We start from the raw sequence: 14,040 nt of genomic DNA, 5'->3' as shown, positions 1-14,040 counted from the left end.
ATTAAATTATTAGATCATGAAACTTAAATTCAATATACTATTCGTTTTATTGGGGATAATTGCTTTAACAATATCCTGTAAAAAGGTATTTGATGTTGATCATCCGGGAGGCCCAATTACGCCAGAGCAGGAATGGGGCAGTCCTGATTTTGTAAAAGGATATGTAACCAATTTCTATAATATTTTACCTTCCTGGAACAGAAATGAAGAACTGGCCGGCGAAGCTTATTCTGGTGGCAGCGGCGGCAATGGCCTTAACTCTTTTCTTAAAGGCACTTATACAAGCCAAAGCGGTTACCCCGACAGGGTTTGGGACTGGGGAAGGGTAAGGTCTATCAATAACTTTTTGCAAATATTGATAAAAGTAAATCTGCTCTATCTGATGCCGATTATAAAAGCCTGAAAGGCCAGGCATACTTCTTCCGCGCATATTTATACTACAGGATGGTAAAAGTATTAGGAGGGGTGCCAATCATTACCGCGGTTCAGGACCCAACAGCCGATATAAATACTTTACTGGTAAAAAGAAATTCGTCACTTGAGTGTTTTGATTTTATTGGCAAACAGTTGGATAGCGCAATTAATTTATTGCCGGCTACCTGGGGTTCAAATGATATTGGCCGGGTTACCAAAGGCGCGGCTATGGCGGTAAAAGGCGAAGCCCTGTTACTAAAAGCAAGCCCCCTGTTTTGCAAAACACCTAATGCCACTTATTGGAATGATGCTTATAGTGCCTTGCTGGCCGCTAAAACTGAGTTAGATGCTGATGGTTATGGCTTATATACCGATAATACTGCAAAACCAAATGAAAACATGTGGTATGATAAGGCCGGGGCTGCTAAGGAAATGGTTTTGAGCTTACGCTACCATTATCCCGAAAAAACAAATGGCTTTCAACAAGGGCAAAGGCCTTTAACTGAAACCTCTGGCGCTGCAGGCTCCTGTGATCCTACCTGGGAGATGGTGCAGGCTTATCCCATGAAAAATGGTCTCCCAATTTCCGACCCGGCTTCGGGATATGACCCTACAGAGTTTTGGAAGGACAGGGATCCGCGCTTCTATCAAACAATTGTGTATAATGGCGCCAGGTATGATTTTGCGGATATTACACCACGTGTGCAATGGATTTTTAACACGATAGCCGGGGATGATGCCTACAAAGCCACACCCAATTATAATATCACTGGTTTTTATTGCCGTAAGGGGATTGATACCACATTGGGTTCAAGCGTTTGGAACCGCCAGGCTTTTGATTGGCCTATCATCAGGTATGCTGAGGTTTTACTTAACCTTGCTGAGGCTGCTAATGAAGTACAGCACCCGGCCGAAGCAAGGGCCTATATTATTCAAATCCGCCAAAGGGCCCATATAACAGCAGGAGCAGGAAATTATGGATTGGCTGCATCGGTTGGCTCTGATTATCAGGCCACATTGAACGCTGTTATGACCGAACGGGCTATAGAGTTTGCTTTTGAAGGAAAACGATTTTGGGATTTAAGGCGCAGGCGGATGTTTAATGTACTGAATAGCATGGGTACGCTGCACGCTTACGGGCCGTACTTTAACAGCGCGGCTGCATCCTCTCAATATGGTATTAATATTACGCAAAGTAATAGCGGGATTGCCGCACAGCTTTCTAATCTGATAGTCAATTCACCGGCATCGTTTGATCGTAACGCTTTTCTTAAGGCTATTACCAATTACAAATATGAGCCGATAGATCCTGGTGCCACCAGTCAAATCAATATACCCGATGCCTATTATTTCGGTCCTATTGATCCGCAGTATATTTTACAAAACAAAAATCTGCAGCAAAATATAGGATGGGATGGCGGAACATTTAATCCGGTGATACAATAGGTGCCGAATGTGTTTTATTTTTTAAGTGTACTTCCGGTAATGAGACTACATGAGGTTTAGTTGAAGAGGCGTCCCTGTATGGTGGTACAGGGCGCCCTCTTTTATCATTGATCAGAAAGCGGTACTTAGAAATTGGAAATGCTTTTTAGTTAATTATATATGAGTTTTTATAACATGATAAATAAATTGAACACAGGTTTTTTAGTTCTCCTGGCGTTCAGTATGATGCTGGTAATTCACCCGCAGGCAAATGCACAAACCATTACTTTAAACACAAAGTTTGTCACGCTTAGTATAAACAAACGTGGGTTCATTACCAGTATTAAGGATAAATCATCCCATAAAGAATATTGCCCTGCCGGTAAAGTTTCTGCCTTGCTTAGTCTGTACAAAGGCGAAAACTATATACTGCCGGTATCCGCTGCATTTAACACGCTCAATAAGCGTATAACGCTACACTATCCTAATGGTTCGGTGGCAACGGTGCAAACTGATGAAAAAGGGGAGTATGTACGATTGAAACTGGTATCGCTTAAGCCGCGAAACGGGGTTGATAATATCGTTTGGGGCCCTTATAAATTAACTATCTCTAAAACAATAGGAGATATCCTGGGCGTAGTGAGAGATGATGATTTCGCATTTGGCATACTGGGTTTAAATGACAATACCACCGGCGGCCCTCCAACAGGAGGCGACATGTCTTTCATGTACTATTTTATTCATTCGCCTGATCCCCTGAAATACCCCTTGCCTCCAAATCTTAAGGAAGGTCAAACTTTCACAATCGGCGGAGATGGGATAAATGATGTGGCGTTTTATTCACATCCGGAAGAGTATTACCGGATGAACTACGGAAACGGGGCAAGACTTGAACCCGCTTTTGGTTCTACAGTTTGCATGCATTCAAGAGACCGGAGAAAGGAACAGATGATACGCTTCCCGGTGTTGCCCGATAATTTGGATGGGAAGGTAAATTCGGCCAGGTACCAGTTGGTGCCGCCGGTTAATGCCGATTACATCGGGTCGTCGGTTGCTTTGCTTGCCTGTCCCGATTCTGTCGGGCTCCGCACTATCGAACAAATAGTTTTAAAGGAAGGGCTGCCGCATCCCGAAATTGATGGTCAATGGATCAAAGACCCTAAAGCATATCGCCCTGATATTGCATGGCATGGCGCTCATGACAGCCTGATCACCTATGCTCATCAATTAGCCATCAAAGGCGTACAGGATGAAGGATGGGGCGAATATTATCCCAACCCGCAAAATCGCTGGACTAACAGAAAAATAAATTTCAACAACGCGGCTCCCATGAACATTCCGGACTATGGTGCATTGATGAAGAAAAATGGGATCAGGTATGGACTGCATACCCTGTGCGAGTTTCTGCAGCCTGATAATAACAGCGATGTGGCCCCGGTACCGAGCGATAGCCTGGCCATTATGCAGCGCACTTCCATAACCAAAAATCTTACTGATCAGGACACGGTTATAACGGTGGCCGACAGGGCCTATTTCAACGAGTTTGGTGGATGGGAAGGTAACCATACCAATGTGCTGAAAATAGGGAAGGAGCTTATAGAATACAATGGCATTAGCGAGAGCAAGCCTTACACCTTTTTACATATCAAAAGGGGGCTTTACGGAACAAAAAGAGGTACCTATAAAAAGGGTACTACAATAGTAAAGCTGCAGCCTAACTGCTATCGTGGTTTTGTTCCGGATATGAATTTGCAAAAAGTATATGCAGATTATTATGGCAAGTGGCTCACAGAAGGAGGGATGGATTATATTGATTTTGATGGCCTGGAGAGTTGTATATACCAGGGACAGGGGCAATATTCCTTTAAACAGTTTTTCAGGAAATTATTTGATACCTATGCAAAAAATGGAGGTGATTACCTCCGCGTAATGGGAAGTGCGGTTTATGAAGGCAACTGGCATTATATGAGCGTTTGCAATGTTGGCGGCGGCAATAATATGTTTAATCCGGTATTGAACCAATGGGGAATAGAGGGGAAAGATATGCGATATGTTTTTGAGAGCAGTTATTTACCTGCAACATTCGGAATAGTTGATTTGCACAGTGATTGGAGTTTATATGACGCAGAAAACCTGGAAGCCAAATCAATTGGTTGGAATGCAACTTATATGCTTGGTTTGAGCCAGCACACTGTTGAAAATTGCCCGGAAAAGAATAACATTTTCAAGGCATACCGCGCCTGGGAAAATGCAAGGGCCTCGAATGTTTTCACCAAAGCGGTAAAAGAGCGTTTAAAAAATTTAAACTATAAATTTCACCTGGTGCAAAACGGCGAAAAGTCTTTCGTTTTATATCCTGTACGTGAAACCCGCTTTCCTGACCAGCAATACACTATCGAAAAAAATACCTGCCGGTTAAATAATGAATTTGATGCGCAGCCGCTGGATTGTGCGATACGGATATCATCAACCGAAAAAGACGGATATGCTGATGGCATCAGGATCACTTTTCAGGACGGTACAGAACTTTCAATCGACAAAAAAATTACCAATGGCGAATTTATTATCCTGAAGGATAATGCTCGCTATGTAGCGGATAAGAACAGAAAGAAGATCGCTGAAATTCCTACTCAGGGCAATTTGAGCCTTCCGCACGGGGCATCGTCAATCCAGGTTAGCGCCTTGCATAACAGCAATCAAAAAGTAAATATGGAACTGCTGGTTTCATCCGTAGGTCCGGGTATAGCACTTTGATGATTTAACATGAACTTTAACAAAAAAAGCTGCCTTTCCGCATTCATAATTTATACATGCTTAACAGGCATTGCCCACGCGCAGGGAGCAAAAAAGCTTATAACTCCGGATTTTTTAAAAGCGGTGCATGGAAATATACGTGTAAGCGCTATCCAATATGAGGGCACCAAAGCATTAAATAAATTTGTGTTCGGGAACAACAGCCTTACAACAGACAGTGCCCAGTGGTTGCTTAACTTAACCGCAAAACAGGGTGCAAGCGCCGGGATACTGGATATCACCGCTGATATTAAGTTAAAAGAAGGCCATGCAGCTGCCACGGCCCTGGAGGTATCTTTTGACTTCAGCCGTTGGAGCAGGAAGAATTATGTTATGATGCCTGCAAGTATGTATAACGGGAACAGGTATCCTGCTATTGGAAACGGGTACAATCCACCCTACACCAGGGACATGTACTATAACCCCAAAGTACCGCTAACCATTTCAAATAACCCCAGGTTATCCGCAGAACCCGATAAAGCATCGCTGGTGCAGTTACAAACCGGCAATGCAGCAACGCCGGCAATGTGCTTCTATTCACCATCGCTAAAGAAAGGCTTTATCCTGTTGACCACCCAGCAGACCCAGTTGGGCAACAGTGGCCTTACCATTGCAGAAAATGCAAAACAAGATAGTTGCAGCTTTCGCATTTCGGCACCGGCGGTGCGCAGACTGGCGCCCGGGTTTGGGGATTTTCATGAAAGTGGCGATAAAGCACGCGACTGGAAACCCGGCGACCATGTAACCATCGCGATGAGATTGTGCGTATTTGATGCCCGCAACATACCCGATTTGCTTACGAAGTTTATGCAGGTACGTAAGGATATAACCGGGCCAAATAGCCCCCGCAATATATTGCCTATGAGTAAGGTACTTGCAGTAGGTTCGGCTATATGCAGCGGTAATTTTATACATGTTCCTGCCGGTAGTTATTACAAGCCCGAAAATAATGACGATTTTCAGTTGGGTTGGGTGAGCGGTATGATGAATACCTATCCTATGCTGGCGCTTAATAATGCAAAAGAACGTGAGCGGGTGGCGGAAGAGATCGACTTTGTTGTGAATAAACTTCAGGGGAAAAGCGGCTTTTTTTATGGCGGAATAGAAGCAAATGGCCGCCTGCTTTTTGAAAAAATGCACCCCGATTTCGCGGAAGGCCAGGCTATGGTACGCAAAAACAGTGACGCTTTATTGTGGCTGATGAAACATCTGTTGCTGCTGAAAGCGCAGGGTTTTGGAAATATAATTAAGCCCGAATGGGAGTCGGCCGCTAAGAAACTGGCCGAAGCTTTTACTAACACCTGGAAAAGATACGGCGAGTTTGGGCAGTACATCGTACCCGAAACTGGCGAGATAGCCGTATTTAACTCCACGGCGGGAGCGATAGCGCCCGGCGGGCTCGCCATTGCGGCAAATTACTTTAATCATCCGGAGTGGCTTGGAATAGCCAGGGATGCTGCCAATTATTATTACCAGCGCGATGTGGTAAACCAGGGCCTCACCGGCGGCGACTGCGGGGATATTAGCATGGATGCTAATTCAGAATCGGCATTTGGTTTTTTAGAATCATTGATGGCCTTATATAACGTTACCGGCGATAAAAGCTGGTTGCAAAAAGCTGAGGTAGAAGCGGCGCTTTGCTCAACCTGGGTGTTGTCCTATGATCCTGTTTTTCCAGCCGGCAGCCAGATCGCGAAGTTGAACTGCCATATGGCCGGGGCAGTTTGGGCCAGTATTCAAAATAAACATTCGGCTCCGGGTATTTGTGAAGCCTCGGGCGATTACCTGTTCAAATTATACCGTGCAACAGGTAACAAATTATATGCAGATTTGATAAGGGATATTCAACATGCGCACGCCGAAGCAGTAAATATGCCAGGTCATTATACTACAAACAACCTTATCGGATCGAGCATGGAACGAATTCAGCCCAGCGACGCCGAAGGCGGGGAGCGTTGGCAATTTCATAAACACCCGGAATTCGTGGACGGAAACCAACGGTATGTTAATGGCGATTGAATTGCCCGGAATTTATCTTCAGACAGATAAGGAAAAACTCCTGGTTTTTGATCATGTGCACGCTGCTGTTTTGAAGAAGGATAAGAAATCGACCACGTTGCTGGTGAGCAACAACACTGGGTATGATGCCAACGTAGCCGTTTTTGCAGAAAGCAGCGCCCAGGCTCAGAAGCCGCTTCCGTATACCGCGTTTTTACATTGGCCTAAAGTGATGGTAAAAGCAGGACAAAAAGTACAGTTGCAAATCACCACGGGCAACAAAATTTTGGCCATTAAAACACTCAACTAAAAACATGACAAACACTGTCGACTCAAAAAAAGGCGGGACCTGGTAAAGGGGATAGGCTTGCTCGCCATATCATTGCCATTGGGAGTAAAACGCGAACCGAATGCTTTGGCCGGTCCGCATGAAAAGAAACGGGTATTAAGGGTAGCGCATATTACAGATGTACATATCCGCCCCGAATACAATGCACCTGAACGTTTCGGGCGCTGCATTGAAGAAATAAAGAAGCATAAGGTCGATTTTTTCTAAACGGAGGTGATTCCATATTCGCTGCCGACTATAATAATATTACCCGTGAACGGGTCAACGAACAGTGGGCGATATGGAAAAACGCCCGTGAAAGATTTAAGGGATATGAAGTATACAGTTGTTTGGGTAATCATGATATGTGGTGGGCTTGCCCTGACAAATCCGACAGCATGTATGGCAAACCGCATGTTATCGCTCAGCTTGAAATGCCGGGCCGCTTTTACAGTTTTGAAAAGCATGGGTGGCATTTTATCATTCTCGACAGTAATAATGATAATGCAGGTTCATTAGATGCTGAACAGCGAAAATGGCTGGAGAACGACCTGGCGTCACTGCGGCGCGGCACCCCTGTTTTGTGTATGAGCCATTACCCGATTTTGGGCGTAAGCACCATAATGGAAGGTGGCAACCATACAGATGCGAGATATATCACTAATTTATTTAATAAACATCGCGACAAAACAATCACGTGTATAAGCGGCCATATCCATTTACTTGATGAGGCCGGTTATGATGGCGTTCGCTACTATTGTAACGGCGCCTTAAGTGGATTTTGGTGGGAAGACGGCGATAGTGATTCGGCGGCTAAATGTTATTACCGCGAAACCCCGCCCGGCTATGCTATATTAGATTTATTTGAGGATGGAAGCGTAAGTAACCGCTATTATCCGCATTCGTTCTGACTGAACAGGTTATCCGTATAGTGTTGCTTTTAAATTATTGAACAAATTGAAAAGAAATAAATGAAAAGAAAGCTGTTTTTTTCGACGATTGCTTTTTGGGGCATCATCAACATCGCCAGTTCACAAGAAGCGAATAATAAATTACCTGTCTGGAAGGAAAATAACAGGCCGATCCTTTCTCAGGATTGGCTGGTAAACCCGGTTCAGCAAAAAGCCGATGTTTATGCTGATGGTAAAAACATTATTTTGAGCAATGGTTTAGTAAAAAGGACCTTCCGGATTCAGCAAAATGTGGCCTGCATTGATTACAGCAATATGAGCAACGGCCAGCAATTGCTGAGGGCTGTAAAGCCCGAAGCAAAGTTAACCGTTGATGGCAGGGAATATAATATCGGAGGCCTTTACGGGCAAAAGGAGAATGCCTATCTGCTGCCCGAATGGGTTAGCGGATTCAAAGGCAATGAAAATGATTTTCAGTTTCAATCCTTTTCGGTAACGGATATTCCTCCCTACATCCGCTGGAAACCGCGGGGATGGGCACTGAATACTGTTCCTGGCTCCGGTAAAATGCTGTCATTTACCTATAAATCAAATGTTGACGGTTTAAAAGATCTGCTTGTTACTGTACATTATGAACTGTATAATAACATCCCTCTTATTGTAAAATGGCTTTCGGTTCAGAATAAAGGAAATAAAGCGATGACGTTAAACAGGGTTATAAATGAGGTGCTTGCAACGGTAGAGGAGGAGAGTGCCGTAGTTGGCTCGCCGGCGCAAATGGAAAAACAGCATGGCCTCTATTTGGAGACTAATTATGCCTTCAATAACTCTATGCGATATGATATCAGCGACCAAACTACCCATTGGAAAGCCGATAGTAATTATACATCACAGGTAAATTATAATTATCAGACCCCGTGTTTATTAGAGGTATACCCGGAAAAGGCTACTGGTATAGCGTTGGGAAAGGGGCAGGTTTTTAACTCGGTTCGCACTTATGAGTTACTGTTGGATAGTTATGACCGCGAAAGGCGGGGATTGGCTATCAGGAAAATGTACAGCACCATAGCTCCATGGACAACCGAAAATCCCATTTTTATGCACCTCGTAAGCCGTAACGATGATGATGTAAAAAAAGCTATAGACCAATGCGCGGAGACAGGGTATGAAGCCCTGATCCTCAGTTTTGGAAGCCATTGCAATATGGAAGACAGCTCGGCTGTCAACATCCAACGCTGGAAAACACTGTCAAATTATGCGCATAGTAAACACATCCTGATAGGGGGCTATTCTTTATTTAGTTCGAGGCGGATCAGCGATGAAGATGATGTGATCGATCCGGTAACAAAAAAGCCGGATGCCGCTGCTTTCTTTGGTAATGCCCCTTGTTTGGGCAGCAAATGGGGCCTGGCTTATCTGGATAAGTTAAAATACTTTATTAGTAAAACCGGGTTCGACATTTTTGAAAATGACGGCCCTTATCCCGGCGATGTTTGTGCTTCAACTACACACCCCGGCCATAAAAACCTGGATGATAGCCAATGGCAGCAAATGGAACTGCAAAAAGGTTTATATCATTGGTGCAATGAGCACGGTGTTTATGTAAACGCTCCCGACTGGTATTTTCTGGATGGCACCAATAAAATTGCCTTAGGCTACCGCGAAGTTAACTTTTCTTTGCCGCGTGATCAGCAAATGATCCTGAACCGTCAGAATATTTTTGATGGTACCTGGGAAAAGACCCCTGCCATGGGCTGGGGATTTGTACCGCTTACCCGGTATCAGGGTGGTGGCCCCGAAGCCGTGCTGGAACCGCTTTCGGATCATTTGAAAGATTATGAACAATTGATGGTGCAATATTACGGGGCGGGAGTTCAGGCCTGTTACCGCGGACCAAGATTGTATGATACCGAAGCTACCCGGAAGATGGTGGTAGGTGTCATTGATTGGTATAAAAAATATCGCAGTATCCTAAATTCTGAGATTATTCATCTTCGCCGGGCCGATGGCAGAGATTGGGATGGTTTGCTGCACGTGAATCCGAAACTGGGTACAAAAGGAATGATCATGCTTTACAACCCGCTTAAAGTTGCGATTACAAGAACCATTAAGGTACCCCTATACTACACAGGTTTAACAAGTTCGGCCCTGCTTAGGGAAAAGGGAGGGATAGCCAAAAAGTATCCTGTTGACAGGAAATATGAGATCACGCTAACCTTCAACATAGCGCCCGGGAGTTATACATGGTTTACTATTGAATAAATGCTACGGATATGGTTAAAACCACCGGAGAAGCGACAAAACTACCCCTCCAGTTTTCTTAATTGTTATTTACAACCACATCGAAATTCATTTGAATGATCTCAACAAAAAAATTAATCACGTACATCACGTTCTTTGTTTTAATACAATCGGGCCTGCACGCCCAGGTGAATAATATTGCGCCGAACATTATACCGGCGGTTCATCAGTGGCAGGCAGGTAACGGTAGTTTTATTATCAGCGCTGCTACGCTATTTAAGTTTAAGCCATCTGTTTCAACGCAAAAAACCGTTGCGATCTTCCTTGAAGACATGGCTGCGTTGCGGGGCAAGGAGCGGCAATCCGGGTTACAGGCAAAAGGAGGGAAGAATGATATCATCATAAAAATAAAACCCCAGCCTCACTTAACTCAACTCCAAAAGGAATCTTATCACCTGGAAATCAAACCGGATAAGATCATTATAAAGGCAATGGATGAGGCAGGTGTTTTTTACGCTACCCGGACTTTGTTGCAGTTAATTGAAAAGAGCGCCGATAAGCAAAGTATTCCTTGCTATATTATTTCAGATATCCCTGCTTACCCTTTTAGGGGATTTATGCTGGATGTTGGGCGCAAATTTTTCCCGGTATCGCAGCTGAAAGATTACATATGCCGCATGAGCTGGTATAAAATGAACCAATTACAATTGCATTTAAACGATCAGGCTTTTCACGGCCAGCATTACGCGGCTTTCAGGATCCAAAGCGAAACATATCCTCAGCTGACATCAACAGATGGGTTTTACACACAGCAGGAAATCAGGGAATTGATCCAATACGCCGCAGATCGTAGCATAAATATCATCCCGGAAATTGATGCGCCCGCCCATGCCATGAGTATTTTGGATATTGCCCCCGAGCTAAAAAATGAGAAGTTGCAGGACGGACAATTAGATGTATTAAATCCCAAAACCACCGTTATAATGGAAAAAATATACGATGAATTTGTGCCGTTATTTCCATCACCGTATTTCCATATCGGAACTGACGAATACAGGTTTAAAAAGGCTACTACGACAGAAGACCGTAAGGCTTTTGCAGCAGGGTTTTGTAACTATATCAATCATTTCAACAGATACATAGGTGCTAAAGGGAAAAACGTAATGATATGGTCCGGATACAACGAAATGCCGGGATTTACCCCTATTGATAGCAATATAATGATTGATATGTGGTTGGGTAATAATGCGAAGGAGGAGATTAAAGCGGGTCACCAGGTAGTACAATCAACTGACGGGTGGCTGTATATTGTTCCGGGTACAAATTACTATGGCGTAGATAATAAGTTTTTGTATGAAAAATGGGCACCGAATGATTTCGGGCCAAACCAGCAGCTAAACCCAGGCGAACCTGATTTGTTAGGGGCGAAGCTGCATGTATGGAATGATCTTGGGCCAATGGGTTTTACCTATCATGAAACGGCAGACGAGGTTGCGGTGGCGTTACCCGTAATGGCCGAAAAACTATGGGGCAATAAAATGTCACCTACTTTTGATGAATTTATAAAGAGAGTTGACGGTCTGAAAAACGTACCTCAGGTAAATGATACAAGGCTGCTGGATGTTTCCAAAAACAGCGATCCAATCATTAATGTTGACTTTAAAGAACATAGTTTACCCGACGCTGTAAATAAACACCTAATAAAATCTTTAACCGGTTACGAATCAAAATCTGTATTGGCGCTTGATGGGCATGATTTTGTTCGGCTAAACTTACCAGCCGACGAGTTAGAACAACCCTGGACATTGAGCTTCCGGGTTAAAAAAACTGATGCCCGCGATACAACGACGGTACTGTTCGAATCGCCCTACGGAACAATTTTCCTAAACCTTAAAGATAAAAAATCAGGCAAGACCGGTTTAGGTATTGCCCGGACTGTTGGCTATAAAGAGTACGCAGGTGAGGGTGAAGATTTTTACCGGCAGGTATTTAATAGCATTGTCCCTGTAAATAAATGGACGCAGATAACCTTGACCGGCGGGCATAACAACTGTACTTTGTATATCGATGGCAAAGAGACAGAATCAGTCGAAAAGCAATTCGTTTGTCCGCTAAAAACAATAGGAAGCAGCTGCGGCCATCTTTCAGCTTTAGCGTTTTTAACTAATATAAAAGTATTCGGCCGGATATTGAACAGAGATGAAATAATGGCATTGTATTTAAATGCTAAACTATTAGTCGATTAATTAAAGAAAATCATTGGTAATAACAACAGCAGGATCGGCCTCAAAAGCAAAAGCTGCGGAATTAGCAGGTTTTGAAAATGTAATTAATTTGGAAAATGAAAGTATTAACGAAGGCGTTATGCGTATTACCGGTGGAAAAGGGGTTGACATCGTTATTGATAGTGTTGGTGGTAATTTAACCGGCAACGCTATTAAGGCCCTGGCCAAAAATGGCATCATCGTAAACATTGGGTATTCTGCAGGGGCACAGTTTACAGCAAACATTACTGATTTTGTGTGGAAGGGCCTTCAAATGCGGGGGCAAAGCCTTTCGGGCTGGTTTACAGCCGAGCAACAGCAATATGTATGGAACCAGCTATTACCATTACTTGCTAACGGCTCTGTAAAACCAACGGTAGCAAAAGTGTTTGATGCCGCCGATGCACCGGAAGCCCAGCGTTATTTAATAGAGGAAAAGCCTTTTGGAAAGGTGTTAATCAAATTTTAAATCAGTTCATTGCATATAAAACACTTAAAGCCGCTTTAACTACCGGCCTTTAGGAGTTTATTTATCGTTTTGGTTACGAATTTTAGCACGGGGAATTGATCTTCCGGTAGCCCGCAGATGATCATCAAGCTTATTTCACGCAATGAGATGAAAAAGCGGCTGAATGCTTACATTTGGCTATCTGACTATGAAAACGACCTTACTGGCGTATCCTTGCGTCTTTGTTTTGATATGCTGTGCTTTTGTACAGCAGGAGCAGCCCCGCCGCTTCGAGCTGAAGGGGTATGCACAAGGTACCACATATAGTATCGTGTATTATGCGCCCGACAGCCTGGTGAATACAGCGCAAACGGATAGTCTGTTAAAGCATTTTGATCAGTCGGTGTCCCTATATCAGCCTAATTCGCTTATCTGTCAGTTCAACCGTTCTGCAAAAGGTATCCGTATAGATGAAATTTTTCGTGTGCTGATCACCCGTGCGCTGCAGATCAGCCACGCAACCGGGGGCTGGTTGACCCCACAGTGAAACCTTTGGTTGATGCCTGGGGATTTGGTGTAATTAAACCGGCACATGACCCTGATCGGAAAGAAGTGCAAAACCTACTTCATCATGTAGGAGCGGATAAAATCAGTTTGAAAGGTACTTTTTTACACAAGACCCAGCCAGAAGTACAACTGGATCTCAACGGCATCGCGCAGGGCTGTTCTGTCGATCTGCTGGCTTCGTTATTGGAACAGCATTCCATTCATAACTATCTCATCGAATTGGGTGGCGAATTACGCATTAAAGGCCATAAACCCGGCAACGAGCCGTTTAAGGTAGGCATTGAAGGCATCAGTGGTGATGACCTGAACCCGGCCCCGATGCGTAAAGTGATCGAACCGGGAGATGGCGCCATTACTACATCCGGCAATTACCGCAAACATCATGAAGCAGGCGGCAAACAGGTTTCGCACCTGATGGATCCGTTAACAGGTTACCCAATACAAAACGAAATGATCAGTGTTACCGTTTATGCAAAAGATGCAATAACAGCGGATGGTTATGATAACGGGTTTATGACGATGGGATTAAAACGCACGTTGAGCTTCCTGAAAAACCGGAAGGATCTGGGTGCTTATATTGTATACCGGAAGCCGGATGGCCGTATAGCAGATACGGTTACTGCTTACTTTAAAGGATATCAACAATAAAAC

The 14,040-nt window shown here is 44.0% G+C and carries 10 protein-coding genes and 1 pseudogene; all 11 read left to right on the top strand.

Features of this window, described 5'->3' with window-relative positions:
- The first annotated feature begins 16 nt into the window (after positions 1-16).
- Positions 17-403, top strand: coding sequence for a hypothetical protein (locus ACRQ5D_RS27695; protein ID WP_432327292.1), 387 nt, complete (start codon positions 17-19; stop codon positions 401-403).
- Positions 355-1,860 (top strand): RagB/SusD family nutrient uptake outer membrane protein, encoded by a 1,506-nt coding sequence (locus ACRQ5D_RS27690; protein WP_432329890.1) that lies wholly within the window; start codon positions 355-357, stop codon positions 1,858-1,860. The genes ACRQ5D_RS27695 and ACRQ5D_RS27690 overlap by 49 nt, the downstream gene beginning before the upstream one ends.
- A gap of 174 nt (positions 1,861-2,034) precedes the next feature.
- Positions 2,035-4,593 (top strand): hypothetical protein, encoded by a 2,559-nt coding sequence (locus ACRQ5D_RS27685; RefSeq protein WP_091162727.1) that lies wholly within the window; start codon positions 2,035-2,037, stop codon positions 4,591-4,593.
- 9 nt (positions 4,594-4,602) lie between these two features.
- Entirely contained in the window at positions 4,603-6,651 is a 2,049-nt protein-coding gene (locus ACRQ5D_RS27680) for a hypothetical protein (protein ID WP_431198482.1), read from the top strand.
- Positions 6,641-6,940, top strand: coding sequence for a hypothetical protein (locus ACRQ5D_RS27675; RefSeq protein WP_431198481.1), 300 nt, complete (start codon positions 6,641-6,643; stop codon positions 6,938-6,940). Before ACRQ5D_RS27680 ends, ACRQ5D_RS27675 begins: the two co-directional genes overlap by 11 nt.
- 57 nt (positions 6,941-6,997) lie before the next feature.
- On the top strand, positions 6,998-7,186 hold the full coding sequence (locus ACRQ5D_RS27670; protein WP_432327289.1) for a hypothetical protein: 189 nt from the start codon (positions 6,998-7,000) through the stop codon (positions 7,184-7,186).
- 14 nt (positions 7,187-7,200) lie between these two features.
- Positions 7,201-7,869 carry a metallophosphoesterase family protein gene (locus tag ACRQ5D_RS27665; protein WP_432329888.1) on the top strand — a complete coding sequence of 223 codons (669 nt, stop codon included), beginning with the start codon at positions 7,201-7,203 and terminating at the stop codon, positions 7,867-7,869.
- A 60-nt stretch (positions 7,870-7,929) separates the two neighbouring features.
- A complete protein-coding gene (locus tag ACRQ5D_RS27660; RefSeq protein ID WP_218134331.1) occupies positions 7,930-10,131 on the top strand; it encodes an alpha-galactosidase in 2,202 nt (733 codons plus the stop codon).
- Positions 10,132-10,226: 95 nt separating this feature from the next.
- On the top strand, positions 10,227-12,356 hold the full coding sequence (locus ACRQ5D_RS27655) for a family 20 glycosylhydrolase (protein ID WP_091162730.1): 2,130 nt from the start codon (positions 10,227-10,229) through the stop codon (positions 12,354-12,356).
- 13 nt (positions 12,357-12,369) lie between these two features.
- A complete protein-coding gene (locus ACRQ5D_RS27650; protein ID WP_091162731.1) occupies positions 12,370-12,843 on the top strand; it encodes a quinone oxidoreductase family protein in 474 nt (157 codons plus the stop codon).
- A gap of 163 nt (positions 12,844-13,006) precedes the next feature.
- A pseudogene (locus tag ACRQ5D_RS27645) lies at positions 13,007-14,037 on the top strand (FAD:protein FMN transferase).
- Positions 14,038-14,040: the final 3 nt, after the last annotated feature.

The sequence above is a fragment of the Mucilaginibacter sp. P25 genome (assembly GCF_050859465.1).
In the GTDB taxonomy this organism is placed as follows: Bacteria; Bacteroidota; Bacteroidia; order Sphingobacteriales; family Sphingobacteriaceae; genus Mucilaginibacter; species Mucilaginibacter gossypii.
This window is presented reverse-complemented; position numbering and strand designations above follow the sequence as displayed.

Bases quoted from the DNA above. Each gene is read 5' to 3' on its own strand.
- ACRQ5D_RS27695 (WP_432327292.1), top strand. From the start codon at position 17: ATGAAACTTAAATTCAATATACTATTCGTTTTATTGGGGATAATTGCT.
- ACRQ5D_RS27685 (WP_091162727.1), top strand. From the start codon at position 2,035: ATGATAAATAAATTGAACACAGGTTTTTTAGTTCTCCTGGCGTTCAGT.
- ACRQ5D_RS27680 (WP_431198482.1), top strand. From the start codon at position 4,603: ATGAACTTTAACAAAAAAAGCTGCCTTTCCGCATTCATAATTTATACA.
- ACRQ5D_RS27675 (WP_431198481.1), top strand. From the start codon at position 6,641: ATGGCGATTGAATTGCCCGGAATTTATCTTCAGACAGATAAGGAAAAA.
- ACRQ5D_RS27660 (WP_218134331.1), top strand. From the start codon at position 7,930: ATGAAAAGAAAGCTGTTTTTTTCGACGATTGCTTTTTGGGGCATCATC.
- ACRQ5D_RS27655 (WP_091162730.1), top strand. From the start codon at position 10,227: ATGATCTCAACAAAAAAATTAATCACGTACATCACGTTCTTTGTTTTA.